General features: G+C 71.9%; 21 protein-coding genes. 8 read left to right on the top strand and 13 right to left on the bottom strand.

The features are described 5' to 3' along the window. Positions 1-42: 42 nt before the first annotated feature. Positions 43-624 (bottom strand): orotate phosphoribosyltransferase, encoded by a 582-nt coding sequence (gene pyrE, locus FCL41_RS01495; protein WP_137064297.1) that lies wholly within the window; start codon positions 622-624, stop codon positions 43-45. An 84-nt stretch (positions 625-708) separates the two neighbouring features. On the opposite strand from pyrE, the gene FCL41_RS01490 reads away from it, so the two are divergent. Continuing rightward, positions 709-1,875: a pyridoxal phosphate-dependent aminotransferase gene (locus FCL41_RS01490; RefSeq protein WP_137064298.1), complete on the top strand. Its 1,167-nt coding sequence runs from the start codon at positions 709-711 to the stop codon at positions 1,873-1,875. 184 nt (positions 1,876-2,059) lie between these two features. On the opposite strand, the gene FCL41_RS01485 is transcribed toward FCL41_RS01490, so the two are convergent. Continuing rightward, complete coding sequence (locus FCL41_RS01485; RefSeq protein WP_137064299.1) at positions 2,060-3,277, bottom strand: hypothetical protein; 1,218 nt, start codon at positions 3,275-3,277, stop codon at positions 2,060-2,062. Positions 3,278-3,358: 81 nt separating this feature from the next. After that, positions 3,359-5,956 carry an ATP-dependent chaperone ClpB gene (clpB, locus tag FCL41_RS01480; protein ID WP_137064300.1) on the bottom strand — a complete coding sequence of 866 codons (2,598 nt, stop codon included), beginning with the start codon at positions 5,954-5,956 and terminating at the stop codon, positions 3,359-3,361. 249 nt (positions 5,957-6,205) lie between these two features. On the opposite strand from clpB, the gene FCL41_RS01475 reads away from it, so the two are divergent. The 4 genes from FCL41_RS01475 (at position 6,206) to FCL41_RS01460 (ending at position 11,177) form a co-directional block, all read left to right on the top strand. Beyond that, positions 6,206-7,759 carry a LamG domain-containing protein gene (locus FCL41_RS01475; protein ID WP_137064301.1) on the top strand — a complete coding sequence of 518 codons (1,554 nt, stop codon included), beginning with the start codon at positions 6,206-6,208 and terminating at the stop codon, positions 7,757-7,759. Positions 7,760-7,898: 139 nt separating this feature from the next. Next, a complete protein-coding gene (locus FCL41_RS01470) occupies positions 7,899-8,498 on the top strand; it encodes a copper resistance CopC family protein (RefSeq protein WP_137064302.1) in 600 nt (199 codons plus the stop codon). Next, positions 8,495-10,543, top strand: a complete 2,049-nt coding sequence (locus tag FCL41_RS01465) for a bifunctional copper resistance protein CopD/cytochrome c oxidase assembly protein (protein WP_137064303.1) — start codon at positions 8,495-8,497, stop codon at positions 10,541-10,543. The genes FCL41_RS01470 and FCL41_RS01465 overlap by 4 nt, the downstream gene beginning before the upstream one ends. 100 nt (positions 10,544-10,643) lie before the next feature. Further along, the gene (locus FCL41_RS01460) at positions 10,644-11,177 is read left to right on the top strand and encodes a response regulator (RefSeq protein ID WP_137064304.1); all 534 of its coding nucleotides are present in this window, start codon (positions 10,644-10,646) and stop codon (positions 11,175-11,177) included. Between the two features lie 31 nt (positions 11,178-11,208). On the opposite strand, the gene FCL41_RS01455 is transcribed toward FCL41_RS01460, so the two are convergent. From FCL41_RS01455 to dnaK, 4 genes are all read right to left on the bottom strand, one after another. Beyond that, positions 11,209-11,673, bottom strand: a complete 465-nt coding sequence (locus FCL41_RS01455; RefSeq protein WP_137064305.1) for a heat shock protein transcriptional repressor HspR — start codon at positions 11,671-11,673, stop codon at positions 11,209-11,211. After that, on the bottom strand, positions 11,673-12,839 hold the full coding sequence (gene dnaJ / locus FCL41_RS01450) for a molecular chaperone DnaJ (RefSeq protein WP_137064306.1): 1,167 nt from the start codon (positions 12,837-12,839) through the stop codon (positions 11,673-11,675). Before dnaJ ends, FCL41_RS01455 begins: the two co-directional genes overlap by 1 nt. 107 nt (positions 12,840-12,946) lie before the next feature. Beyond that, positions 12,947-13,582 (bottom strand): nucleotide exchange factor GrpE, encoded by a 636-nt coding sequence (gene grpE / locus FCL41_RS01445; RefSeq protein WP_239021720.1) that lies wholly within the window; start codon positions 13,580-13,582, stop codon positions 12,947-12,949. Next, the gene (dnaK, locus tag FCL41_RS01440) at positions 13,579-15,426 is read right to left on the bottom strand and encodes a molecular chaperone DnaK (protein WP_137064307.1); all 1,848 of its coding nucleotides are present in this window, start codon (positions 15,424-15,426) and stop codon (positions 13,579-13,581) included. Before dnaK ends, grpE begins: the two co-directional genes overlap by 4 nt. Positions 15,427-15,654: 228 nt before the next feature. Here dnaK and FCL41_RS01435 point away from each other — a divergent pair, with 228 nt between their 5' ends. Continuing rightward, positions 15,655-16,872 carry an MFS transporter gene (locus tag FCL41_RS01435; RefSeq protein ID WP_137064308.1) on the top strand — a complete coding sequence of 406 codons (1,218 nt, stop codon included), beginning with the start codon at positions 15,655-15,657 and terminating at the stop codon, positions 16,870-16,872. Here the strand turns inward: FCL41_RS01435 and FCL41_RS01430 are convergent. The 6 genes from FCL41_RS01430 to FCL41_RS01410 all read right to left on the bottom strand — a co-directional run bounded on the left by FCL41_RS01430 (position 16,859) and on the right by FCL41_RS01410 (position 23,504). Then, positions 16,859-17,470, bottom strand: coding sequence for a hypothetical protein (locus FCL41_RS01430; protein WP_137064309.1), 612 nt, complete (start codon positions 17,468-17,470; stop codon positions 16,859-16,861). The two genes, FCL41_RS01435 and FCL41_RS01430, sit on opposite strands and share 14 nt — an antisense overlap. A gap of 103 nt (positions 17,471-17,573) precedes the next feature. After that, positions 17,574-18,863: an MFS transporter gene (locus tag FCL41_RS01425; RefSeq protein WP_239021719.1), complete on the bottom strand. Its 1,290-nt coding sequence runs from the start codon at positions 18,861-18,863 to the stop codon at positions 17,574-17,576. A 31-nt stretch (positions 18,864-18,894) separates the two neighbouring features. Next, positions 18,895-19,767, bottom strand: a complete 873-nt coding sequence (locus tag FCL41_RS01420) for a sucrase ferredoxin (protein WP_137064310.1) — start codon at positions 19,765-19,767, stop codon at positions 18,895-18,897. Between the two features lie 51 nt (positions 19,768-19,818). After that, positions 19,819-22,752: a helix-turn-helix transcriptional regulator gene (locus tag FCL41_RS01415; protein WP_170970131.1), complete on the bottom strand. Its 2,934-nt coding sequence runs from the start codon at positions 22,750-22,752 to the stop codon at positions 19,819-19,821. Positions 22,753-22,779: 27 nt separating this feature from the next. Then, the gene (locus FCL41_RS16905; protein WP_170970132.1) at positions 22,780-22,929 is read right to left on the bottom strand and encodes a hypothetical protein; all 150 of its coding nucleotides are present in this window, start codon (positions 22,927-22,929) and stop codon (positions 22,780-22,782) included. 89 nt (positions 22,930-23,018) lie between these two features. Continuing rightward, on the bottom strand, positions 23,019-23,504 hold the full coding sequence (locus FCL41_RS01410) for an HIT family protein (RefSeq protein WP_137064312.1): 486 nt from the start codon (positions 23,502-23,504) through the stop codon (positions 23,019-23,021). A gap of 96 nt (positions 23,505-23,600) precedes the next feature. On the opposite strand from FCL41_RS01410, the gene FCL41_RS01405 reads away from it, so the two are divergent. Both FCL41_RS01405 and FCL41_RS01400 read left to right on the top strand, forming a co-directional pair. Then, positions 23,601-24,947 carry an HNH endonuclease signature motif containing protein gene (locus tag FCL41_RS01405; RefSeq protein ID WP_170970133.1) on the top strand — a complete coding sequence of 449 codons (1,347 nt, stop codon included), beginning with the start codon at positions 23,601-23,603 and terminating at the stop codon, positions 24,945-24,947. Positions 24,948-25,050: 103 nt separating this feature from the next. Beyond that, the gene (locus FCL41_RS01400; protein WP_137064314.1) at positions 25,051-25,515 is read left to right on the top strand and encodes a hypothetical protein; all 465 of its coding nucleotides are present in this window, start codon (positions 25,051-25,053) and stop codon (positions 25,513-25,515) included. Positions 25,516-25,523: the final 8 nt, after the last annotated feature.

Raw genomic sequence — 25,523 nt, 5'->3', positions numbered from 1 at the left:
CAGGCTCGGCCGGAGTCAGTCGGCAGAGTCAGTCTGCGAGGCTCAGCTGGCTGCGGCCCGCGCCTCGTCCAGCTGCGCCTTGGTGAGCACCGGGCGCACCTCGAGCTCGACGTCGGCGAGCGGGTTCTCCCCCTCGGGCGAGCGGTCGATCGCGCAGATGACCACCTCGACGACGGCGCCGGCAGCCCGCAGCTCGCGCACGGCGTCGCGCACGGCGCCACCGGTGGTGATGACGTCCTCGACCAGGGTGATCCGGCGCCCGGCCACGTCAGGGCCCTCGGCGAGCTTGCAGGTGCCGTACTCCTTCGCCTTCTTGCGGACGAAGAGGGTCGGGTGCAGCGTGCGGGCGCTCAGCGCGGTCGCGATCGGCACGCCGCCGAGCTCCAGGCCACCGAGCAGCTCGGTGCCCTCGGGCACCAGCGCGACCATCTGGTCGGCGACCCGGGCGAGGAGCGCGGGGTCGGACTCGAAGAGGTACTTGTCGAAGTACTCGTGGGAGACCTGGCCGGAGCGCAGCGTGAACTCGCCGCTCAGGCGGCAGCAGGCGTCGATGTCCGCGGCGAGCGTCGGGTCGGCCGACGGTGCGGCGGTGGTCTCGTCAACGGGGCGGGTGGCGTCAGACATGCCCCGATCCTCCCAGATCGACCGCCCGCCCCGGCGAGGCGCTGGACGCCTGGCGCGCTGACTCCACGGCGCTACGCTCGGCCCATGCGCCCCACCGCCTCCCGCATCGCCGGCATCAGCGAGACGGTCTTCGCCCAGATGTCTGCCCTCGCCGCGCGCACCGGGGCGGTCAACCTGGGGCAGGGCTTCCCCGACACCGACGGCCCGGCCTCGGTGCTCCGCGCCGCCGGTCGGGCGCTCGTCGAGGGGCACAACCAGTACGCCCCCGGGATCGGCATCCCGGCGCTGCGCGAGGCGATCGCGGCCCACCAGTGGCGTCACTACGGGATCCCCCTCGACCCGGCGGACCAGGTGGCGGTGACCACCGGGGCGACCGAGGGGATCGCGGCGGCCCTGCTGGCGCTGGTCGAGCCGGGCGACGAGGTCGTGGTGCTCGAGCCCTACTACGACTCCTACGTGGCGATGATCCAGATGGCCGCGGGCGTACGCCGCCCCGTCACCCTGCGCGCCCCCGACTTCCGACTCGACGTCGACGAGCTGCGGGCCGCGGTCACGCCGCGCACCACGTTGATCCTGCTCAACACCCCGCACAACCCCACGGGCAGCGTGCTCACCCGGGCCGAGCTGTCGGCGATCGCCGAGGTCGCCCTCGAGCACGACCTCACCGTGGTGACCGACGAGGTCTACGAGCACCTCGTGCTGGACCCGGACAGCGAGCACGTCCCGCTCTGCACGCTGCCGGGGATGGCCGAGCGCACCCTGACCCTGTCGAGCGTCGGCAAGTCCTGGTCGCTGACCGGCTGGAAGATCGGCTGGGCCACCGGGCCGCGCGACCTGGTGGCGGCGCTGACGACGGCGAAGCAGTGGCTGACCTACACCTCCGGCGCCCCGCTCCAGCCCGCCGTGGCCGTCGCGCTCGGTGAGGCAGACGACTTCCCGAGGATGCTGCGTACGTCGTTGCGCGAGCGCCGCGACCACCTCGTCGCCGGCCTCACCGACCTGGGCATCACGACGTACACCCCGCAGGGCACCTACTTCGCCCTCTCCGACGTGGCCTCCCTGGGCTGGTCGGACGCCCTGGCCTTCTGCGAGGCGTTGCCCGAACGCGCGGGCGTGGTGGCGATCCCGGCCTCGGTCTTCCACGACGACGCCGACGCCGGGCGTCACCTGGTGCGGTGGGCCTTCTGCAAGCAGACCGACGTGCTGGACGAGGCGCTGCGGCGGCTCGGCGCCGCGGACCTGCGCGCCTGAGCCTGTTGGGTCTGAGGCTGCTGGGGTAGGTGGGTCCGGCTTCCCCCGAACGCCGGACCCACTGCGGAGAGATTAGGCAGTGCGCACATCTCGGCGAATCACCCAAAAAGGGGCACCTGGTCGAGGGCCGGCGGCCAACGCCGCCTCTACCCCATTGTTGACGTTCCGGAGGGCCCGACGAGCCTCAGCGGGCGTCGAGCCAGGCCCGCAGCTCGCGGCGTCGCAGCAGCACGAGCACGACGACGGCGGCCAGGCCGGGCGGCAGCAGGAGGACCTGTCCGGCGGCGAGGCCACCGAGCAGGCAGAAGGCGGCGGTGAACGCAGCGGTGATCATCAGGATGATCGCACCCTGCTTGCGCCGCGCCAGGAGGAGCGCCGCGGCCAGGCAGGCGACGAGGCTGAAGATCGCGAGTCCGACACCGAAGGTGATCATCGTCCCGATGAGCATGTCGGACGTGATGGCCTCGGCGCCCTGCTGACCTTCGACGTCCTTGAGGACATGGTCGATCTGGGCGTCCATCTGGTGGGGGTCGACCGCCAGCGCGATCACGGCGAAGGCCGACGAGAGGAGCGCGAAGCCGGCGAAGGCCCAGGTGATCAGCGCGGCCCACACTGCAGCGGGAGGCCGCTTGCCGACGGGCTGCTGACCGAGCTGCTGACCCAGCTGGGCCTGGGGCGCCGGGGCGTAGGGCTGCGGGGGCGCCACGGTCGGGGCGCCGTAGGGCGTCCCGGGCTGGTGACCGTAGGGGCTCGGAGGACCCTCAGGCTGCCCGACGGGCACGGGCGGCTGCTCGGGGCCACCCAGCGGGGCGCCCCAGGTGGGGCGGTCGCCGAAGCCGTCGACCGGACGCGCGTCGGTCGGACGGTCGGGCGTGCCGGTGACCTCGGGCGTACGCGGTCCTTCCTCCGGCCGGGCAAACGGGTTGCGAGCCCCGGAGTCATCACGGCCCAAGGGCTGCGGCTTGGGCGGCGCGATCCCGTTGAACCAGTTGCGCGCCGGCTGCATCCACAGCAGCGCGACGGAGGCCGCCACCAGCGACGACATGAAGCCGCCGGTCACGACGCCCGCGAAGAAGAGCGGGACGGCCAGCACCGACAGCACCACACGGGCAGCGACGTTGCGCTGGAGCACGAACCAGCCGAGCACCGCCGAGGCAGCCGACGACATGGCCGCGACGATCGCGGTGATCCGCAGCGCGCCGATCCCGGTCTCGACGCTCCAACCGAGGTCGGACCCCGGTGCCGTGGCCAGGTAGTCCTCGACCATCTCGCGGGTCTCCAGGGAGCGGAGCCCGGTGAGGGTCTCGAAGACGTTCACCACCACGAAGACGGACCCGATGATGATCATCCAGCCCAGCATGGTCACCTGGGGCGGACGGGGCAGTGCATCTGGCTTGCTCACGCGGTCATTCCATCATGGGAGACCAACTCGCGCCGGTGCCGCACGACCTCCGGGAGGAGGCCGTGCGGCACACGTACGCGGTCAGTGGGCGGAGGTGACCAGGTCGAGGCCGTCCTCGCCACGCCTGACGACGACGCGCTGGCCGTCCGTCACCTCGCCCGCGATCAGCATCTTCGCGAGCGGGTCGCCGATGGCGGTCTGGATCAGGCGGCGCAGCGGGCGGGCGCCGTAGGCGGGGTCGTAGCCCGTGTCCGCGAGCCACTCGCGTGCCTCGTCGGTGACCTCGATCGTGATCCGGCGGACCGCCAGCCGCTTGTCCAGCAGCGCCAGCTGCAGGTCGACGATGTGGGCCAGCTCGTCGCGGGTGAGCGCCGAGAACGTGACGATCTCGTCGAGGCGGTTGAGGAACTCCGGCTTGAAGGAGGCCCTGACCAGGCTCATCACCTGCTCCTTCTTGGTCTCGGGGTCCAGGGTCGGGTCGACCAGGAACTGCGAGCCCAGGTTGGAGGTCAGGATCAGGATCGTGTTGCGGAAGTCGACCGTACGCCCCTGGCCGTCGGTGAGCCGGCCGTCGTCGAGCACCTGCAGGAGGATGTCGAAGACCTCGGGGTGGGCCTTCTCCACCTCGTCGAGCAGGACCACGCTGTAGGGGCGACGCCGCACGGCCTCGGTCAGCTGACCACCCTCGTCGTAGCCGACGTAGCCGGGAGGCGCACCGACGAGCCGCGAGACCGAGTGCTTCTCGGAGTACTCGCTCATGTCGATGCGGACGATCGCCCGCTCGTCGTCGAAGAGGAAGTCGGCCAGCGACTTGGCCAGCTCGGTCTTTCCGGTCCCGGTGGGGCCGAGGAAGAGGAAGGAGCCGGTGGGCCGGTTGGGGTCGGCGATCCCGGCACGCGAGCGGCGTACGGCGTCGCTCACCGCGCCGACGGCCTCCTCCTGACCGATGAGGCGCTGACCGATGACCTGCTCCATCTCGAGGAGCTTGGCGGTCTCGCCCTGGAGCATGCGGCCGGTCGGGATGCCGGTCCAGGCCTCCACGACCTCGGCGATCTGCTCGGGCGCGACCTCGTCGCCCACGAGCTTCTCCGTCTCGGTGGCGGGCTCGGCCGCGGTGGCGGCCTCGATCTGCTTCTCCAGCTCGGGGATGCGGCCGTACTGGATCTCGCTGGCCTTGGCCAGGTCACCTTCACGCATCAGGCGCTCGGCCTCGATCCGCAGCGCGTCGAGCTGCTTGCGCAGCTCGCCCTCACCCTCGAGGGAAGCCTTCTCGCGCTCCCAGCGGGCCTCGAGGGCGCGCAGCTCCTCCTGCTGGTCGGCGAGCTCGCCCTTCAGGTGCTCGAGGCGCTCGACGGAGGCGGGGTCGGTCTCCTTCTCCAGCGCGAACTGCTCCATCTTGAGCCGGTCGACGCTGCGGCGCAGCTGGTCGATCTCCTCCGGCGAGGACTCGATCTCCATGCGCAGCCGGCTGGCGGCCTCGTCGATCAGGTCGATGGCCTTGTCGGGCAGCTGACGGCCGGTGATGTAGCGGTCGCTCAGGGTGGCGGCGGCCACGAGCGCGGCGTCGGTGATGCGCACGCCGTGGTGCGCCTCGTACTTCTCCTGGATGCCGCGCAGGATCTGGATGGTGTCCTCGACGCTGGGCTCACCGACGAAGACCTGCTGGAAGCGCCGCTCCAGGGCCGGGTCCTTCTCGATGCGCTCGCGGTACTCGTCGAGCGTGGTCGCACCGATCATGTGCAGCTCGCCGCGGGCGAGCATCGGCTTCAGCATGTTGCCGGCGTCCATGGAGGAGTCGCCCCCCGCGCCGGCGCCGACCACGGTGTGCAGCTCGTCGATGAAGGTGATGATCTGGCCGCCGGCCTGCTTGATCTCCTCGAGCACGGCCTTGAGCCGCTCCTCGAACTCGCCGCGGTACTTCGCGCCGGCGACCATCGCCGCCAGGTCGAGGCTGAGGACGCGGCGGCCCTTGAGCGAGTCGGGCACGTCACCGGCGACGACGCGCTGGGCGAGCCCCTCGACGACGGCGGTCTTGCCGACGCCGGGCTCACCGATGAGCACCGGGTTGTTCTTGGTGCGGCGGCTGAGCACCTGGATGACGCGCCGGATCTCGGCGTCGCGGCCGATGACCGGGTCGAGGCGACCCTCCTCCGCGGCGGCGGTCAGGTCGACGGAGAACTTCTCGAGCGACTCGTACGTCGACTCGGCCTCCTGGCTGGTGACGCGCCGGTTGCCCCGCACGGCCGTCACGGCCTCACGCAGTCCGTCGGCGGTCAGGCCGGAGTCGGTGAGCACCTTCGCCGCGCTGGACTCGACGGTCGCCAGAGCGACGAGCAGGTGCTCGGTGGCGACGTAGTCGTCCTTCATCGACGAGGCGAGGTCGAGCGCGGAGGCGAGCACCCGGGTGAGGGAGGCGGAGGCGCCGGGCTGCTGCACCGTGCTGCCGCTGGCCTTGGGCAGGGCAGCCTGCGCGGCCTCGGCGCGAGCAGCGACGACGGCGACGTCCGCGCCCGAACGGGTGATCAGGCTGCGGGCGACACCGTCCTCCTCACGCAGCAGCGCGACGAGCAGGTGGATGGGCTCGGTCTGGCTGTTGCCCCCGGTCGTGGCGGCCAGCTGGGCAGCCTCGATGGCCTCACGACTGCGGGTGGTGAACTTGTCGGCTCCGAACTGACTCACTGCGTCCTCCTGTGGGTCCCGGCGGGATCTGGTTCCAGTCTCGCCCCACCCGGAGGTGGGGTCGACCGTGGCCGTGATGACGGCTCACTCTGCACAACGTCAGGAAAATTGAGTCTGTTCCACTCAACTCCACCGATTCGTGTGACGTGGCTTTCTTTTGCCCAAGGGGCGCGCATACCCAGATTTGGTCCTAACCTGAAAGGGCCGACCCCCCGATCACGCCGACCCCCCAAGGGAACGGATCCCCCTGTGAACACCGTCGTCCGCCTCACCTCTGCCCTGGCCGCCTCCGTCCTCTCGGTGACGCTGCTGCAGGCCACCCCCGCCCATGCCGCAGACCCGTCGCTCACCCTCACCCCCGGCAACGACAAGTTCGTCGGCGGTTCACGCCTGGTCCTGGACGGCCACGTCGGCACGTCCGGGCGCCGCGCCCTCGTCGTGCAGCGCCACGCGGGCCGCGCCGGCGACGCCTGGGTCGACGTGCCGGGCTCGGCGGGCCACACGAACTCCGACGGTTCGTTCTCGGTCACCACTCGTGCCGGCGCGATGTGGGGGGTGCGCTACCGGGTCAAGGCCGGCAAGCACACCAGCCCGGCGGTGCTCACCCACGCCCGCACCCAGGACGTCATCCTCACCCAGACCTCCCCCGGCGTGGTCGGGCGTGACCTCACCTTCCTGGCCGACACCGTGGGTCGCGCCTACACCGGCTACCGGGACCTGCCGTCGGTGGTGCTCACCGGTCGGAGGATGACGCTGCAACGCCGCGTGTCGCCCACGGTGTGGGAGGACGTCGAGACGACCACCTCCGACACCTACGGCCTCGCCTCCTTCACCACCCGCCACCGCGCCGCCGGCGACGTCTACCGCGTACGCCTCGAGCGCTGGACCGCCCACGGCGACGACCTCGGCCGGACCGCTTCCTTCCCCCACCAGGTCACCGCGAAGGCAGGCCGGGTCAAGGACGGCAGCTTCCCGCACCGCCAGGGCGCCGTGGCCACCTCCGCCGTCGCGGCAGGGCTGGTGCAGGGCGTCCCCACCGCCACCGCCTCCTCCGACGGCGGTCGCCGGCACGCGTGGTCCACCTACGGCTGGGGCCGAGACCCGCGGTTCCGGTACGAGTGGGAGTACGGCCAGTCGCTCTCCTCGCCCCCGTCACTGGGGTCGAGGTCGAAGGGCACCTGGACCGAGTCGAGCACCGGCACCGGCCGCGTGACCCTGCGCAACGGCGGCATGCTCTTCGCGAGCGACGGCTACGGCAGCGCCCCGAACGGCGCCCACGGCACCACGTCGGCCACCCTCAAGGGTGCCGCCGACCGCTTCGGCCGCTGGGAGGTGCGCGGCGTGACCACCCAGAACTCCCGCACCGGACGCAAGTACGCGATGCGCTACGAGCTCGTCCCGGTCGCGCAGGCCTCGCGCGCCTGTGGCACCTCCAGCATCGTGCTCGGCGAGTCCCGCGGCCCGGGATCGCCGTTGACCTTCGGCGTACGCGGCCCGAAGGGCACGAAGTGGGGCCGCACGCTCCGCTCGCTGCCGTCGGGCGCCAACTCGGTCGCCGTCCAGGTCACGCGGAAGCACCTCACCTGGTTCCTCAACGGCAAGCCGGTCGGGACCGTGCGCGCCAAGGCCGCCCTGCCCAAGGGCCCGATGACGCTGCGCCTCACCTTCGTCGGCGCCGGCAACAAGACCATGGACAGCGCCAAGGGGCAGGTCGACTGGGCCCGCTCCTACTCCCTGAAGCACGGCAAGCGCCCCACCTCCAAGGTCAGGCTGAAGAAGGGCGCAGCCTTCGGCGGCTGCTGAGCGCGCGCCCCTCCCGGGACCGCCCGTCGCATGTGGCTGTGGCCACAACTCGACGGGTGGTCGCTCGTGCAGGACGTACGCGGTGGTCCCGCCTCCGTAGCATGGCCGGAGGCCCAGCACACCCTCCCCGGGAGAACCGATGACCCGCACCCGCCGTCCTGTCGCGCCCGCGCTCGCCGCGGCCCTCACCGCTGGACTCGTCACGGTGGCGATGGCCCTGGGCGCCGCTCCCGCCCAGGCGCACGCCGGGCTGACCGGATCGACCCCCGAGGACGGCGCCACCCTCACCGAGCTTCCCGCCGAGGTCGTGCTGACCTTCAGCGAGCAGGTCAGTGGCCCGGCGACCGTCGTCGTCACCGGCCCCGACGGCGGCGGCCTCCAGACGGGTGAGGCCGAGGTCGACGGTGACGAGGTGCGCCAGGCGGTCGAGCGCGGTCAGGCCGGTGGGGCGTACACCATCGCCTACCGGGTCATCTCCTCCGACGGCCACCCGATCACGGGACAGGTGCGCTTCACGCTCGAGCTCGAGGGCTCGGAGTCCGGCGTGCCGAACCCGACGCCGTCGCAGAGCGCCACGGACCCCAATGCCCCTGAGGGCACCGGCAGTGCCGGCAGCACTGACGACACCTGGTCGGTCTCGTGGCTGGTCGCCGGCGGCGTGCTGCTGCTCCTGGTGATCGTCCTGCTCGTCGCCGCGCTGGTGGCACGCACGGCCAAGGGGCGGCGCGAGCCTCGATGACCACCTCCGCTCCCCCCGACGCCACCGCGCCTCCCACGCCCCGCTCGACGCCCCGGCCGCTGGCCGGGCTCGTCGCCGTCGCCGCCCTCGGCCTGGGCGTCATGGCGATCGTGCTCGCCGCGGCGGGCGGCGTCGCCGCTCCGCTGCCCGGCCTGCCCGACGCCGGCCCCCTCACCGCCTGGGCGCTGCCGACCGTCTCCTTCCTGGGCGACGCGGTCGCCGTGCTGGTGGCGGCCGGACTCGTCGTCCCCCTGCTCACCGCGGTCAAGCTGCGCGACCCGCTCGTCGGCGTCCAGCGCACCGCTGCCCGCACCGCCCGCTGGGCGGCCGGGGTCTGGGTGCTGCTCACCCTGGCCGAGATGTGGCTGACCACGGCCGACGTCTTCGCGGTGCCTGCCACCGACGTACGCCCGGACGACGTCGCCACCTTCCTCGCCGACTTCTCCCAGGGCGTCTCGCTGACCTGGCAGCTCGGCCTGGTCGTCCTGCTCGCGCTGCTGACCCTGCTCGTCACCACCGCATGGCGCGCCGCGCTGGCGCTGCTGCTGGCCCTGGCCGCCCTCGTACCGACGCTGCTCACCGGCCACTCGGCCTCCGCGGGCAGCCACTCCACGGCCGTGGTGGCCATCGGCTTCCACGTGCTCGCCGCGGTCCTGTGGACGGCTGGCGTGCTCGCACTGTGGTGGCACCTGCGCTCCGACGACGCGCTGCGCCTGCGCGCTGCCCGGCGCTTCTCGGCGCTCGCCGCCTGGTGCTTCGGCCTGGTCGCCGCCTCGGGTCTCCTCAGCGCCTACGTGCGGCTCGACGGGCTCACCCAGTTCGTCACGAGCGGCTACGGACGTGCGGCCCTGGTGAAGGTGCTCGTGCTGGTCGCGGTCGGCGTCGTGGCCTCCCGCCTGCGCCGTGCCCTTTCGGCCTCCGCGCCGTCGTGGCGCGGCTTCACCGCCCTGAGCGGCATCGAGGTCGCCGCCATGTCGGTGGCGATCGGCCTCGGCGTGGCGCTCTCCCGCACCCCGCCGCCGGTCGGCGCGCCGTACACCTCCAAGGCGGAGCGGTTGCTCGGCGGCCCGATGCCTCCCGAGCCGTCCTTCGTCGGGATGCTCACCACGTGGCAGCTCTCGGGCCTCGGCCTGGCCGTCGTGGGCCTCGGCGCCGTCGGCTACCTGCTAGGGCTGCGTACGCTGCGCCGGCGCGGCGACGCGTGGCCGTGGGCGCGCACCCTGGCCTGGTTCCTCGGCCTCGCTGCCGTCGCCTTCGCCACCATAGGCGGCCTGGGCGTCTGGTCGCACGTGATGTTCAGCGTGCACATGACCAGCCACATGGTGCTGTCGATGCTGGCGCCGGTGCTGCTGGTGCTCGGCTCGCCGATCACCCTCGCGCTGCGCGCGCTGCCCGGCCCGGACTCACCCGGCGGCGACGGCCCACGGCAGCTGCTGGTGGCCTTCCTCAACTCGCGGTGGTCGAGGATCGTCACCAACCCCGCCTTCGCCACGGTGATGTTCGTCGGCAGCCTCTACGCCATCTACTTCACCGGGATCTACGACTGGCTGATGTCGGTGCACCTGGGCCACACCCTGATGGAGCTGCACTTCCTGCTCGCCGGCTTCCTGTACTACGAGGTGCTGATCGGCTCGGCGCCGCTGCCGAAGCGGCTGCCGCACCTGGGCCGGCTGGGACTGCTGATCGCGGTGGCCCCCTTCCACGCCTTCTTCGCCATCTCCGTGATGACGACGACGGCGCTGATCGGCGCGGAGTACTACTCGACGATCCAGCGCCCCTACGCCACCGACCTGCTGGCCGACCAGTCCCTCGGCGGCGGCCTCACCTGGGCGATGGGCGAGATCCCGCTGCTGCTCGTGGCGATCGTGCTGCTCGCGCAGTGGTTCCGCGACGACACCCGCCGCGCCAAGCAGGCCGACCGGCGCGCGGACCGTGACGACGACGCCGAGCTGGTCGCCTACAACGAGATGCTCCAGCGCATCGCCGAGAACCGCGCCTCGCGCGGCGAGCGCGACCCCTCGACGCGGGGTCGCGGAGACGTCTAGACGGCTCCTCCCCAAGAACAGGTAGCGCCGCCGCATTCCCCCCACAATCGGCTCGTGCGCGTGACAGGATGACCGGGCTCCAGGGGGAGGAGAACCCACCATGAAACTGTTCCGCAGCGCCAAGCAGGCGCCCGCGCCTGCACCGGTCGTCGAGGCCCAGCCCGAGGCCGACGCCCGCCCGACCACCGTGCGCGACATCCGCGGCCACCAGGTGTCCGTGGTCGTGGTCGACGACGACGAGGAGGTCCGCTTCGTCCTGCGGGTCGCCCTCGAGTCCGCCGGCTTCCGGATCGCCGGTGACGCCGGCGACGCCGAGACCGCCATCGAGATGGTCAAGACGCTGCAGCCCGACATCGTCGTGCTCGACCTGCACATGCCGGAGATCGGTGGCCTGGAGATCCTCCCGCTGATCTACGAGGACTGCCCGACCACCAAGGTCGTCGTCTGCTCCGCGATCAGTGCCACCTACATGACCGAGGCGGCCCTGCAGGAGGGCGCGTGGGGTTACATCGTGAAGGGCGTCTCGGCCCGTACGATCGCCGAGCACCTGATCCAGGTCGCCGAGGGCGGCGCCGTCCGACCGGTGCGGCCCTACCCGCTCGTGAGGGACTTCGGGTCCGTCAAGACCCTGTGATTCCTGCCCCGCTCCGCGGAGGCTGGGCCGCTCAGCGCTGGCGACGCCAGACGACGAGCGACGACTGCGTGCCGTTCTGGCGCAGGGCGGGGAGCCGGTTGCTGCTGCCGCCCTTGGGCTGGCCGCCGGCCCGCTGACCGGTCGGCTGCTCGCCCGTCAGCGCTGCCTGGGCCTGCCGCAGTGCCTCACGGGTGGCCTGCAGCTCCTCCAGCAACTCGCGGTTGACCTCCGCCAGGGCGGTGGCCCGGGCATCGAGGTCGAGGATCCGGCGTACGCCCTCGAGCCCGATGCCGGCACCCGTCAGGTCGGCGATCTGCCGCAGCCGCTCGATGTCGCGGATGGAGTAGCGGCGACCGCCGCCGCCGGTACGGACGGGCGTGATCAGGCCCAGCCGTTCGTACGTCCGCAGCGTCTGCGGGTGGAGCCCGGTGAGCTCGGCGGCAACGGAGATGACGTAGACGGCCGCGTCGGGCGACGGCACTCCGAAGCTGCTCATCACCCCTCCTCGAACAGGTTCGTCCTCAACCGACGGTCAGCGGTGGCCTCACGATAGGCCTCGACGGCCTCGCGCGCAGCCGGAGAGAGTGTTCCGGGCACCTGCACGACCACGGTGGCGAGCAGGTCGCCCTTGGTGCCGTCGCGGCGGGTGACGCCCTTGCCGCGTACGCGGAAGGTGCGCCCGGTGGGCGTGCCGGCGGGGATCTTGAGCGTGACGGGGGCGCCGCCCAGGGTCGGGATCTTGACCTCGGCGCCGAGCGCTGCCTCGTCGAAGGCCACCGGCACGTCGATCGTGAGGTTGTCGCCGGTACGGCCGAAGATCCGGTGCTTGCCGACCTTGACCGTGACGAAGAGGTCGCCGGCCGGGCCGCCGTTCTCCCCGGCGCCGCCCTTGCCCTTGAGACGGATCTTCTGTCCGTCCTTGACGCCCGCGGGGATGCGGGCCTGGATCGTCCGGGCCGACGTGCCGCGGCCGGAGCCGCCGCAGGTGGGGCACGGCTCGTCGTAGAGCAGCTGACGGCCGCCGCAGGCGGGGCAGGGTTCGTTCATCGAGAACGCGCCGGCCGAGGTGTTGATCGTGCCGGCGCCGTCGCAGACGTTGCAGACGTGGGGCTTGGTCCCGGGCTTGCCGCCGGTGCCGCGGCAGGTGCCGCAGGCTGCGTCGGAGGTCAGCCGCATCGAGACGGTGACGCCGTCGATGGCGTCGGTGAAGCTGATGGTGGCGTTGGTCTCGACGTCCTGGCCCTTGCGCGGGCGCTGGGTGGCGCGCTGCCGGGTGCCGCCCCCGAAGAGGTCGGTGAAGACGTCGCCGAACCCGCCGGGGCCGCCGCGTCCTGCTCGGTCGCCGAAGAGGTCGTTGAGGTCGAACCCGCCCTGGGAGCCGGCACCGAAGCCACCGCCGGCGCCGCCGGAGGCGTAGAGGGAGCGCATCTCGTCGTACTTCTTGCGCTTCTCGGGGTCGCCGATGACGTCGTACGCCTCGGCGACGGCCTTGAACTTCTCCGCCTTGGCCTCGTCCCCCGGGTTGGAGTCGGGGTGGTTCTCACGGGCGAGCTGACGGTAGGCCTTCTTGATCTCCGCAGCGTCGGCACTCTTGCTGACTCCGAGGACGGCGTAGAAGTCCTTCTGCGCCCAGTCGGCGCGCATTCCGTCAGTGGCTGCCATCTGCTCGCCCTCCTTCCTGAAGTGCGTTGATGTTCGGGGGCGGTCCTCCCCCGCTCGCCGAGGCGGGCGAGGGAGGACCGCAGTGTCGCGGGTGGTGCTGGAGCCGATCAGCCCTCGGCGGGCTCGACCACGAGCACCTGGGCTGCCCGCACGACGCGATCGCCGATCCGGTAGCCGGCGCGGGCCACGTGCTTCACCGTGGTGACGTCGACGTCGGGGTCGGGACCCATGTTGCTCAGCGCCTCGTGCAGCGTCGGGTCGAACGGGTCGCCGGGCTCGGCGAAACGGACGAGACCGGACTTGACGACCGCCTTCTCGAGCTGGTCGACGACCGCCTTGAAGCCGCCCTCGACCTCGCCCGCCTCGCGGGCCCGGGCCACCGTGTCGAGCACCTCGACCACGGGCAGGAGCGCCTTGTAGGCGGCGTTCTCCGCCAGCAGCTCCCGGTCACGGTCGACGCGGCGCTTGTAGTTGAGGAACTCGGCCTGGAGCCGCTTCAGGTCACCGGTGCGCTCGTCGAGCTCGGCCTGCACGGCGGCTGCCGGGTCGACCGGCAGCTCCTCGGCAGCCTCGCCCTCGGACGCCTCGGCACCCGACTCCGCCTCCGTGGAGGCGCCCGCGGGCTCCTGCGCGGCGTCCGGGGCGACGGGCGTCTCCGGGGCCGACCCCGCCGCCGTGGCGGCAGGGTCGGTGTCCGGGGTGTCCTGCTCCGGGGTCACGTCGGACGCGTGGGGGTCACTCACTTGGAGTCACCCTCGGCGTCGTCCACGATCTCGGCGTCGACGACGTCGTCGTCCTCGGCCCCGGTGGACTCGTCGTTGCCACCGGCGGCGGCCTGCTCGGCCTCCGCAGCGGCGTACATCGCGGCGCCCATCTTCTGGCTCGACTCGTTGAGCTTGGTGACACCGGCGTTGATCGTGTCGGCGTCAGCCTCCTCGTTGGCGAGGGTGGCCTTGAGCGCCTCGACGTCGGCGGTGACCTCGGTCTTCACGTCCTCGGGGAGCTTCTCGCCGTTGTCGGCGAGGAACTTCTCGGTCGTGTAGACCAGCGAGTCGGCCTGGTTGCGGGCGTCCACCGTGGCGCGACGCTTGGCGTCCTCCTCGGCGTACTGCTCGGCCTCCTTGACCATGCGGTCGATGTCGTCCTTGTTGAGGGCCGAACCGCCGGAGATCGTCATCGACTGCTCCTTGCCCGACGCCTGGTCCTTGGCGGTGACGTGCACGATGCCGTTGGCGTCGATGTCGAAGGTGACCTCGATCTTCGGCACGCCGCGCGGGGCCGGCGGGAGGCCGGTCAGCTCGAAGTTGCCGAGGGGCTGGTTCTGGGCCCACATCTGGCGCTCACCCTGGGCGACCTTGATCTCCACCGACGGCTGGTTGTCGTCAGCGGTGGTGAAGACCTCGGAGCGCTTGGTGGGGATGGTGGTGTTGCGCTCGATGAGGGTGGTCATGACGCCGCCCTTGGTCTCGATGCCGAGGCTCAGCGGGGTGACGTCGAGGAGCAGGACGTCCTTGACCTCGCCCTTGAGGACACCGGCCTGGAGCGCGGCGCCGAGCGCCACGACCTCGTCGGGGTTGACGCCCTTGTTGGGCTCCTTGCCGCCGAGCAGCTCCTTGACGACCTCGGTGACCGCCGGCATGCGGGTCGAGCCACCGACGAGGACCACGTGGTCGATCGCGGAGACCGAGACGCCCGCGTCCTTGAGGACGTTCCTGAACGGCGCCTTGGTGCGCTCGAGCAGGTCGGCGGTGATCTTCTGGAACTCGGCGCGGGTCAGCTTCTCCTCGAAGTGGAGGGGGCCGGACTCACCGTGCGTGATGTAGGGCAGGTGGATGTGGGTCTCCGACGAGGAGGAGAGCTCGATCTTCGCCTTCTCCGCGGCCTCCTCGAGGCGCTGCGCGGCGATCTTGTCGGCCGACAGGTCGACGCCGTTGGCGTTCTTGAACTTCTCGACCATCCACTGGACGACGCGGTGGTCCCAGTCGTCACCACCGAGGTGGTTGTCACCGGAGGTCGCCTTGACCTCGACGACGCCCTCACCGATCTCCAGCAGCGAGACGTCGAACGTACCGCCACCGAGGTCGAAGACCAGGATGGTCTGGTCGTCACCCTTGTCGAGGCCGTAGGCCAGCGCGGCAGCGGTGGGCTCGTTGACGATGCGCGCCACGTTGAGGCCAGCGATCTCGCCGGCCTCCTTGGTGGCCTGGCGCTGGGCGTCGGAGAAGTACGCCGGGACGGTGATGACCGCGTCGGTGACGGGCTCACCGAGGTAGGCCTCGGCGTCGCGCTTCAGCTTCTGCAGGACGAAGGCACTGATCTGCTGCGGGGTGAACGACTTGTCGTCGATCGTGGTCTTCCAGTCGGTGCCCATGTGGCGCTTGACCGACTTGATGGTGCGGTCGATGTTGGTGACCGCCTGGCGCTTGGCGACCTCGCCGACGAGGACCTCGCCGGACTTCGCGAACGCGACGACCGACGGGGTGGTGCGGGCGCCCTCGGCGTTGGCGATGACGGTGGGCTCGCCACCCTCGAGGACGGCGACGACGCTGTTCGTCGTACCGAGGTCAATTCCGACAGCACGTGCCATTGCTCTACCTCCGTTGTAACGACCCGGCAGGGAGCCGGGTAAGCCTTGGTGCTCTCATTCTGCGTCGGTCGCAGACGGAGAAGCAAACTAGTTGAGTGTGATCGACTCAAGTTCGTTCATGGGTTGCAACGAAAGCGACGGCGCGGTTGTTCCTCCTTCCGGCATCGGTGGGCGTGATCGCGCTCACGGTCGCTCACCAACGGCGCCCACGACCGGAAGAATGGCCGGGTGACCACGACGACCGACTTCCGCATCCGTGACGTCGCCCTGGTCGCCTACGGCCCCACCGTCGTCAACTCGATCGGCCACGGCGCCGTCGCGCCCCTGATCGCCCTGCAGGCCCGCGCCCTCGGCGCCGACGTGCCGACCGCGGCCACCGTGGTCGCCCTCCTGGGCCTGGGCATGCTGCTGGGCTCACTGCCCGCCGGAGCGTTGATCGCCCGCATCGGCGAACGCCGGACCCTGATGATCGTCGGCTTCGTCGACGCCCTCGCCATGCTGGCCGCCGCCGTCACCCCGACCCTGTGGGGACTCTCGGTCGCGATCGTGGTCAGCGGCCTGAGCTGGTCGGCCTTCCTCCTGGCCCGACAGGGCTTCATGATCGATGCGGTCCCGAAGGAGCTGATGGCCCGCGCCATGGCGGGCCTCGGCGGCAGCCACCGGGTCGGCCTCTTCGTCGGGCCGCTGCTGGGCGCGGCCGTGGTGCACTTCTTCGGGCTGGCCTCGGTCTTCGTGCTCGCCGCGGTCATGTCGGCCGCGAGCGCGCTGATGGCGCGCCTGATGCCCGACCTGGGCAGGGACGGCCGCGAGGTCGCCCAGAGCACCGGCCACCTCTCGGTCGTCAGCGTGCTCGGCACCCACCGGCGTACGCTCCTCACGCTCGGCTCGGTGGTCCTGCTGATCGGTGCCTGCCGCGCCTTCCGCACCAGCCTCTTCCCGTTGTGGGCCGACCACATCGGGATGAGCGCCACGCACACGTCGCTGGTCTTCGCGGCGGCCGCCTTCGTCGACATCGCCTTCGTCTACCCCGGCGGCTGGCTGATGGACACCTACGGACGGATGGTCGTGGCCCTGCCGGTGGTCGTCGCCGGTGCGCTGTCGCTGCTCCTGCTGCCGCTCGCCACGTCGGCGACCACGATGACGTGCGTGATGGTCCTGATGGCCGCCGGCAACGGCCTGAGCTCCGGGATCAACATGACCCTGGGCGCCGACGTCGCGCCTGCCGAGGGCCGGGCCCAGTTCCTCGGCGGGTGGCGCCTGATGGGCGACATCGGGATCAGCGGAGGACCGTTGTTGGTCAGCGCGATCGCCGCCGTGGCGTCACTGGGCGTGGTCGCCGTGAGCCTCGGCGTGCTGATGACGCTCGCCACCGGCTGGGTGGGCTGGTGGACCCGTCAGGTCGACCTGAGGCGACGCGCAGCGACCCCGGAGGTCAACCGATCGTGACGGTGACGGCGTTGGACGCCTTGCCCGAGTCGGTGTCGAGGACGCGGAACCTGGTCTCGCCGCCCTGCCCGGTCACCACGTAGGTCCCGAAGGCGCCGTCGGTGACCGAGACGGTCACCGGGAAGTTGGCCCAGGCGCCGTTCTCGAAGCGCTGCACCTGGAGGATCGCGCCGGTGCCGGCCGGGTAGGTGCCGGTGAGGTCGATGCGCTGCATCGGGGCGACGGCCGTCTGGCCGGCCGTGAGCTTGATCTTCTCCCGGTCAGCCTCGCGCTTCTTGCGCTCGGCCTCCTTCTCCTCCTCACTCGCCTCCTCGTCGTCCTCGTCCCCGGCGGCAGGCGTGGGCGTGGGGTCGACGTCGAGGGTGATGAGGGGGCCGTCAGGACCCGTGGTCTCCACGGGGTCCGGCAGGTAGAGCGTCTCACCGGTGGATGCCTGGCCGGCGGCGGCACTGCCGTCGCCGCCACCGATGCCGAGGATCTTGGTGCCGGTGAGGAGCGTGAGACCGGCCAGCAACCCGACGACGACCGCGACGCCGGTGAGGGCGAGCAGGCCGGCCAGGACGGGGCGTTCCCCGAGCGGGGTGGGGCGGTCGGTCACGGCTGGTGCTCCCTGGGTGCTCCTGGAGACGGTCGGGTCGCGGCCATTGTTCCACTCCCGCGGCTCGGCGGCACAACCCCGACCAACGTCAGGTCCACCACCCTCAGCCCTGCGCCACCCGGGCGCGCGACTCGCGCTCCGTCACGGCGTGCTGGTCGGTGCGGGCGTCGTACGACCAGAAGTCGTGCAGCCACACGGCGGTGACCGTGACGCCGGCGACGCAGGCCAGTCCGCCACTGACCACCGCGGCGCGCGGACTCCACGCGTCGGCGACGAAGCCCGCCCGCACCTGACCCATCTGCGGGCCGAGGGAGTAGGAGAGCATCTCGATCCCGGCCAGGCGCCCACGCATGTGCTCGGGGATGGTCTGGTTCCACACCGTGCCGCGGAAGATCCCGGACACCATGTCGGCGGCCCCGGCCAACGTGAAGAAGACGAGGGCGACCCACAGGTTCGGCGCCAGCCCGGCCAGCGCGATGAAGCCGCCGTAGACGGCCGCGGCGACCACGATCGCGCGACCGTGCAGGTGCACGCGCGAGATCCAGCCCGACGTGACGGTGGCCAGCATGGCGCCGACGGTGCCGGCGGCGTACAGGAGCCCGAGCACCTCGGGGTCGCGGTAGACCTCCTCGGCCAGCGCGGGGAAGAGCACCACGGGCATGGCGAGGAACATCGCGGCGAGGTCGACGACGTACGTCCCGAGCAGGTCGCGGCGCCGTACGCCGTAGGTGATGCCCTCCGCGATCGAGCGCAGGCTGGGCGGCGTCGTCTCGACCGTGTGCGGGTAGGGCTTCATCGCCACGAACATGAGCGCCGCGACGGTGATGCCGACGACGTCGATGACGAAGCACCAGCCGATGCCCACCGACGCGATCAGGAGACCGCCGACCAGCGGCCCCGCCAGCATCGCCATCTGGGCGCCGAAGGAGGTGAGGGCCTGTGCCGCGGCGATCTGGTCGTGCCGCACGGTGCGGGGCATCAGCGCCTCGCGGCTGGGGCGTTGCAGCGCGCTCGCGGAGGTGAGCAGTGCACCGATCAGGAAGATCAGCCACATCCGCGGCTCGTCGGAGAAGGCGTTGACGGCGAGCACCGCGACGAAGACCGCCTGCGCCAGTCCGGCGACGATCAGCAGGCGCCGCCGGTCGAAGTGGTCGGCCAGCGCCCCGCCCCAGAGACCGAAGACGACCAGGGGGACGAGCTCGACGAGGCCGATCAGGCCGACCATCAGGTTGGAGCCGGTGAGCGCGTAGACCTGGTAGGGGATCGCGACGTAGGTGATCATCCCGCCGAAGAGGAACACCGTGCCCGAGACGAGCAGGAGCCGGAAGTCCTTGTGCTCGCGCACGGGGGTGGTGTCCATGCGCAGGGCGCGCAGGTGGTCGAACAGGCTCACGATTCCCTACTGTCCCACTGCCGAGCGGGAGTCACCCAGTCGGGCCGGCGGCCAGCACCTCGAACACCGTCGCCGGCTTCTCGAAGGTCTCGCCGCAGCTCTGGCGCCGCGGCGCCGACCTCGACGTGCGCACCGCCACCTGCCAGGCCTCACCGTCGGCGTCGACGTGGACGATGCCGCGGTCCTCGCCCACCACCTGCACCTCCCCCAGCCGGTCGAGGCAGGTCTGCTCGACGACGTGCACCTGGGCGACCTGGGCGACCTCAGGCGCACCGACGCGGCCCCGGGTGAAGCCCACCGGGTGGCGCCCCGCCTCCAGCTCCTCGACGGCCAGCACCGCCGACTCCTCGTCCAGACGACCCAGGCAGACCGCGCTCGGGAAGCTCAGCAGCGTCGAGGCGAAGCGGTGCCCGCCCAGGTGCGTGACCTCCCAGGTCTCCTCGGGCCAGCGCTCGGCCAGCGCCGCCGCCACCGGACGCCCCAGCTCGGCGCAGCAGAGGTCGCGGCGACCGTTGGTGCAGACGAGGTGAAGGGCGGCGTCGTACGCCTCCCAGCCGGGCAGCTCGCCGCGACCCAGGCGCGCGACGTCGACCTCGAGCAGCGCCTCGGCGTCGTCGAGGACGGTGGTCTCGATGCGCGCGTCGGCCGGCGTGACCTGCACGGCGAAGATGCGGACGCCCGGACCACTGGTGCCGCCGTGGCGACGCACCAGCAGCACCCGCACCCCCGGGTCGGAGTCGAGGTGGGCCTTCACCGCATCAGGCAGGCGTGACTCGGCCAGGGCCTTGCGGCCCCAGGCGCCGGCGTACTCGACGAGCAGGTAGGCGGCGTCGGTCGGCGCGGTGCCGACCATCGGCTCCCCGGACTGGCGGGCGGCTGCGGTGCAGCGGAAGGTGTCGACCACCCAGCGATTGTGCCGCAGCCACCCTCACGCGCCCGAACGGCGCGGGCGGAGTCAGTCGAGGAGGCCCTCGCGCCGCGCCACGGCCGCGGCCTCGGTGCGTGAGGTGGCGCCGAGCTTGCCGAGGATGTTGGAGACGTGGACGCTGACGGTCTTGGTGGCGATGAAGAGCTGGCCCGCGATCTCGCCGTTGCTGCGGCCCTGCGCGACGAGTGCGAGGATCTCGCGCTCCCGCGCGGTCAGGGCACTGGCCGGCCGGGTGGCCCGCGGCGCGCGGGTGGGCGCGCCGCCGACCTCGGCCAGGAGTGCGGGCGTACGCAGCTCGCGGGCTGTGGCGGCGACCTGGTCACGCAGCGGTCCCGCGGCCGCGGTGTCGCCCTGCGCGAGGAGCACCTCCACGAGGCGGGCGCGCGCCCGCGCCAGCTCGTGCACCGCGCCGTAGGCCTCGAAGGCCTCCACGGTCTCCTCCCACGCGCCCCGCAGCTCGTCCGCACCGGGCGGCTCGGCCTGGGCGATCCAGCGCCAGCGCAGGTGCTCGGCGACGAGCCGCTTCTCCCACGCCACCGACTCCGGTCCGAGCACCAGCCCTTGGCCCCGGTCGTTGGCGACCACCCGCCGGCCGTCGTCGAGGAGCCGTCGCGCGCGATCGGCGTACGCGGCGCGCTCGGCCGCGCTCTGCTGGCGCGCGGCCGTGCCCAGCACCCCCAGGGTCAGCGTCGCGAGGCGGAGGCGCGCCTGGAAGAGCTCGCGCCAGATGTCGCCGAGCACGTCGACGACCTCGTCGTGGACCTCGAGGGCCGCCGCGGCGTCGGACCGCTGTTCAGCCAGCTCGAGCTCCGCGCCGGCCACGTAGATGGCGACCACGCCCTCCTCGGGCCAGAAGCGGTGCAGCGCCCGCCCTTCGGAAGCCGCCCCCTCCTCACCGCGGGCGGCGGCGACGAGCAGGCGGAGCATGCGCAGGACCCCGTCGATCAACGGCGACGGGGCCGCTTCCTCGGCGTCGAGGCGTCGCAGCGCCTCCTCCCAGCGCCCTTGGGCGAGCAGCACCTGGACCGCCATCACCAGGGCGTCGAAGGCGTACGGCGCCCACCGCGTCCCCGCCTTGATGCCGCAGGCGCGGGCGGTGTCGAAGACGGCGAGGGCGTCGTCGAGCTCGGCCCGGTCCTGGTGCAACCGCGCGAGGCCGAAGAGCGCGCGCAGCTCGGCGTTGACCGCTCCAGTGGTGCGCGCCTGGGCGATGGCGTCAGTGAAGGCGTCGCGCACGTCGTCGCCCAGCTGGTGCACCCGCAGCCCGGCGATGGTGGTGACCAGGTCGGTGCTGAGTCGGGGCATGTCGAGTCGCTGCGCCATGGCCAGGGCGGTGGTGGCGACCTCACGCGCCTCGGCCTCGCGCCGGTGGGCGGAGAGGATCCGGGCGTACGTCGCCATGGCCCGGGTGAGCTGGACCTCGTTGCCGGCCGCCAGCAGGCGCACCGCCTCCTCCGCCAGCGCGAGGTCCTCGTCCCCGATGTCGGCCAGGAAGACGCCCATGGCGAGCTCGGAGAGCAGCAACCCTCGCTCGACGTCCGTGGCGTCGACCCCCAGGGCGTCGACGGCGTCGCGCAGCAGGGCGTTGCCCCGCTCGGTGTGCCCGGCACCGGTCAGTGCCCGCGCGGTCCTGATGGTCAGGTCGACCCGGTCGACCCCGGTGTCGGCGGCGCGCAGCGAGGGATGCTCGGCGAGCTCGAGCGCCTGCTCGTAGTGCTGCGCGGCCTCCTCTGGACCACCCACCCGCATGGCCTCGTCGCCCGCCTCGACCGAGGCAGCCAGGGCGGTCGGCAGGTCCTGGCCCAGCCGGGCGTGCCGGGCGAGCTCGGCCGCGGTGCCGACGACCGCGCCCGAGGCGAGGCTGCCGGCGTACGCACCGTGCAGGCGGATCCGCTCACCGGGCAGCAGGTCGTCGTAGACGGCCTCGGCCAGCAGGGCGTGGCGGAAGGAGTAGGAGTCGCCGCCACCGGGCTCGAGGAGGTGGCGTTCGACGGCTTCCCGCAGGGCGCGGTCGAGCCGCTCGGCCGGCAGCCCGGAGACGGTGGCGAGCAGGCCATGGGTGACGCGGCGGCCGGCGACGGCGGCCGTACGCACCAGCTGCTGGGTGTCGTCGTCGAGTCCGTCGAGGCGGACCATGAGCACGTCGGCGAGCTCGCCCGGCAGGCCGTCGCAGCGCGCGGCGGCACCCACCAGCTCCTCGACGAAGAAGGCGTTGCCCTCGGCGCGGGCGACGATGTCGGCGACCTGGGTCTCCGACAGCGCGGCCGACGGAAGCGCCCGGACGAGGTCACGCACGTCGGCGGGCGCCAGCGGGTCGAGCTGCACCCGGTCGACCCGCAGCCGCGACCACTCCGCCACCTGACGACGCAACGGGTGACGGCGGTGGAGGTCGTCGGTGCGGTAGGAGACGACGAGGGCGTGCGGGCCGCCGACCTCACGGCTGAAGAGGTAGGAGAGCAGGTCGCGCGTCGACTGGTCGGCCCAGTGGGCGTCCTCCACGACCAGCAGGAGCGGCGCAGTCTCGGCGGCCCGGGCGAGCAGCACGCGTACGCCCTCGAAGAGGTCCGCGCGCTCCAGCTGGCTCTCGGCGCCGTCGCCGTCGGCGTACCGCACCCGGCGGCCCGGCTCGAGGCGGCGCAGCAGCGGGTGGTCGTCGGCGGTCGCCTCGACGACGTCGGGATGGGAGGCGCTCAGGCGTCCGAGGACCTCGCTGAAGGGCAGGTAGGGCAGGGCGGCGTCGGAGAGGTCGACGCAGTGTCCGACCACGACGTGCCAGCCCCGGTCGACCGCGCGGTCGCGCAGCTCGGTGAGGACGCGGGTCTTGCCCACACCGGCATCACCGGCCAGCAGGAGCGCCCGGGTCCCGGGGGTGGGTGCGGACGCGCCGAGGCCGAGCCGGGACTCCAGGTCCTCCAGCTCGGCCACGCGACCAACCAGGGCGGCGCTACGACTACTCGACACGTCCTCCATCTTGACGGTGCTGGCGCCTCAGCGCATCTCATTCGCGCCACGCAGCGGTCCTTGCCAGCGACGGGCGCCGGCGACCTTGCGCTGCTGACGACGGGTGCCCCACGACTCGCGGATGCGGCGGGCCCGGTCGTTGATCTCCACCCGGTAGGTGACCTCGTTCATCTCCATCGTCTTCCCTCTCTCGCTGTCGACGCCCTGTGCGCCTCGATGACTCGAGACTGCGCGCCTGAGGTAGGGGCGGACATCGGAGCGATGCCTTAGATGTGGGTGGTGGGTACCTCAGATGTGAGGTGGTGCGCGATGCGCGCGCGGAGCTCGTCGTGCTGCGGGCCGAGGGCCGTGTCGGGTCCGTAGAAGACGGTCGGGTCGTACCACCACACGGGACCACGCACCTTGTCCGCCGGCTCCCAGTCATAGCGCGGGAAGAGGTGGGCGTGGAGGTACGCGTCCGTGTTGCCGAGGATCTCGTAGTTGAGGCGGCGGAACTGCGGATCCAGCTCGGCGCACGCCTGCTCGACCGCTTCGCCCAACCGGTCCATCGACTCCAGGAACCGGAGGCGTCGCCCCCTGGGCAGATCCGTGAGGCGATTGACCGCAGGATCGTCCACCAGGAGTACGCAGTAACCCGGGAGGTACTGGGCGTCCCCGATCACCGCGAAGCTCTCCGGCAGCTTCGCCAGCACGGTGGGGTTGCGCCCTGCATGCGCAGCGCCGATCCGGTCGTTTCTCCAGTCGTCGGTCATGCCGGGAACCTACCTGTCACCGAAGCGCCCCCACCGCTGTCCACAGGCCGAAATGAGGGGTGGCGGCCCGTCCTCAGACGCCCTAGACTCGAACACATGTTCGAAGACGTGGCGGCTCCCGGCGACCTGGTCGCACTTGCGCGAGAGCGCAGTGCGGCCGTCCGTCGTGCCGAGGCGGACATCCTGCTCGTGGCGTACGAGTGGGCCGTTGCGCACCCCGCCTTGCCTGACGGATCCGACGCCGCAGTCTTCCATTCGCCTTTCGGGACCGAGCCGATCTCTGGGGACGGCACTCCCGAGGTCGACGAGTACGCGGTCGCGGAGCTCGGTGGTGCGCTCGGGCTCTCGACTGACGCAGCGAAGAAGCTGATTGGCCACGCCCTGGAGCTGGCCCACCGGCTGCCCAAGTTGTGGGCGCGAGTGACTGCTGGCGAGGTGCCGGTGTGGCGAGCCCGGCTGGTCGCCGAAGCCACCATTCACGCCTGCCCGGCGTTGCCGACCGAAGGTGTCGCGTGGATCGATACCCAGGTCGCGCCGTTCGTCGAGAAGGCCGGCCGGGCCCAGGTCGACCGGCTCATTGAGCGGGCGATGAAGCTCTACGGGCTCGCCACCGAGGACGACGACGCCGAGCAGCCCGACACCCACCACGTGCGGATCGACACAGAGGCCGGCGCGTTCGCCGGGACCATGCGCGTCGAGGCCGAGCTGGACGTCGCCGATGCGTTGGACCTCGAACAGGCCGTCGCTGCCGGTGCCGCCGGACTCAAGGCTGGGGGTTCCGAGGAATCCCTTGACGTACGCCGCTCCCTCGCCCTGGGCGAGCTGGCGCGGCACCAGACCGCCCTCGACCTCGCCAGCACAGGGGCAGGTGAAGGCGCAGCGGACGACACCGTGGAGCGGACCACCGCCCGCCGCGTGGACCTCCACCTGCACTTCACCGCTTCGGTCGAACCCGACGAGTCCATCTCCTTCTCCGCGACCGGGCTCATGGAGAACCGGCAGCGACTGATCCTGCTCGACCAGGTCCGCCGCTGGGTGGCCACCAGCCACACCGACGTCCGAGTGCTGCCGGTCGTCGACCTCAACGAGTCCTTGTCGACCGAGCGCTACGAGCCGACCGACCGTCAGAGGCGCCAGGTACAACTGCGCGACGACACCTGCGTCTTCCCGTGGTGCACCCGACCCAGCCGACGCTGCGATGTCGACCACGTGACCCCCTTCGACCACGACGCTGCAGGCGAAGGCCGACCACAACCGGGCCCGACAACCACCGCCAATCTTGCGACGCTGTGCCGGAGCCACCATCGGTTGAAGACCCACACCGGCTGGCGGTTGGAGTCCCCCGCCAACGGCGTCTTCGAATGGACCAGCCCACACGGCCAACGATTCCGACGCGACCGCGACGGCACCACCGACCTGACGCCCGAACCCGCGCGACATTGACCCCGCCCCGCACCCTGCCACCCGGCTGACCTAGCCACCGGCGGGGGCGTCGGCATGTCCCGACCGCCGGGAACCGCGTGACCGCGCGCGACGTCGTACTCGCATGGAGAACTCCCGTGCCCTCCGCCGGGCCATGGTGCTCGTGGTGAGTTGCGTCGTCCTGGCCCTGCTCGTCGTCACCGCGTTGGTCTGGTGGGAGGTGCGCGCACCCCAGGCGCGCGTGGTCGACGACGGCGTCGACCCGGGCGGGTGGAAGACCTTGGCCTACGAGGGCGTCGAGGTCGACGTCCCCGCGAGCTGGGAGCGGCTCGACATGGGCGACTGTGGGTTCTCGGTCGAACGGTGGGCGCCGCCCGGCACTGACCCGTGCGCCCCGGACGCGGCCGGCGTCGCGTTCTACGGCTCTGCCCTCTTCGACCCTGTGATGGGACCGGACGTCGCCCGCCACAGCGAGGAGGCAGTCGCAGGTGCCGACTGGTCCGGGTACGCCGACGCCGACGAATTCGCCGTCAACGTCACAGCTGGCGACAAGGCGACCGTCCAACGCATCCTCGACTCAGCGGAGTGAGCCGCCGG

Source organism: Nocardioides jishulii (assembly GCF_006007965.1).
Taxonomy (GTDB): Bacteria; Actinomycetota; Actinomycetes; order Propionibacteriales; family Nocardioidaceae; genus Nocardioides; species Nocardioides jishulii.
The sequence above is the reverse complement of the archived record's forward strand: the minus strand, read 5'-3'. Positions and strand labels throughout refer to the sequence as shown.

What these genes read in the sequence shown, in the direction of transcription:
- pyrE (WP_137064297.1), bottom strand. Translation starts at nt 624, where the DNA reads ATGTCTGACGCCACCCGCCCCGTTGACGAGACCACCGCCGCACCGTCG.
- FCL41_RS01490 (WP_137064298.1), top strand. Translation starts at nt 709, where the DNA reads ATGCGCCCCACCGCCTCCCGCATCGCCGGCATCAGCGAGACGGTCTTC.
- FCL41_RS01470 (WP_137064302.1), top strand. Translation starts at nt 7,899, where the DNA reads ATGACCCGCACCCGCCGTCCTGTCGCGCCCGCGCTCGCCGCGGCCCTC.
- FCL41_RS01465 (WP_137064303.1), top strand. Translation starts at nt 8,495, where the DNA reads ATGACCACCTCCGCTCCCCCCGACGCCACCGCGCCTCCCACGCCCCGC.
- FCL41_RS01460 (WP_137064304.1), top strand. Translation starts at nt 10,644, where the DNA reads ATGAAACTGTTCCGCAGCGCCAAGCAGGCGCCCGCGCCTGCACCGGTC.
- FCL41_RS01455 (WP_137064305.1), bottom strand. Translation starts at nt 11,673, where the DNA reads ATGAGCAGCTTCGGAGTGCCGTCGCCCGACGCGGCCGTCTACGTCATC.
- dnaJ (WP_137064306.1), bottom strand. Translation starts at nt 12,839, where the DNA reads ATGGCAGCCACTGACGGAATGCGCGCCGACTGGGCGCAGAAGGACTTC.
- dnaK (WP_137064307.1), bottom strand. Translation starts at nt 15,426, where the DNA reads ATGGCACGTGCTGTCGGAATTGACCTCGGTACGACGAACAGCGTCGTC.
- FCL41_RS16905 (WP_170970132.1), bottom strand. Translation starts at nt 22,929, where the DNA reads ATGGAGATGAACGAGGTCACCTACCGGGTGGAGATCAACGACCGGGCC.
- FCL41_RS01410 (WP_137064312.1), bottom strand. Translation starts at nt 23,504, where the DNA reads ATGACCGACGACTGGAGAAACGACCGGATCGGCGCTGCGCATGCAGGG.
- FCL41_RS01405 (WP_170970133.1), top strand. Translation starts at nt 23,601, where the DNA reads ATGTTCGAAGACGTGGCGGCTCCCGGCGACCTGGTCGCACTTGCGCGA.
- FCL41_RS01400 (WP_137064314.1), top strand. Translation starts at nt 25,051, where the DNA reads ATGGAGAACTCCCGTGCCCTCCGCCGGGCCATGGTGCTCGTGGTGAGT.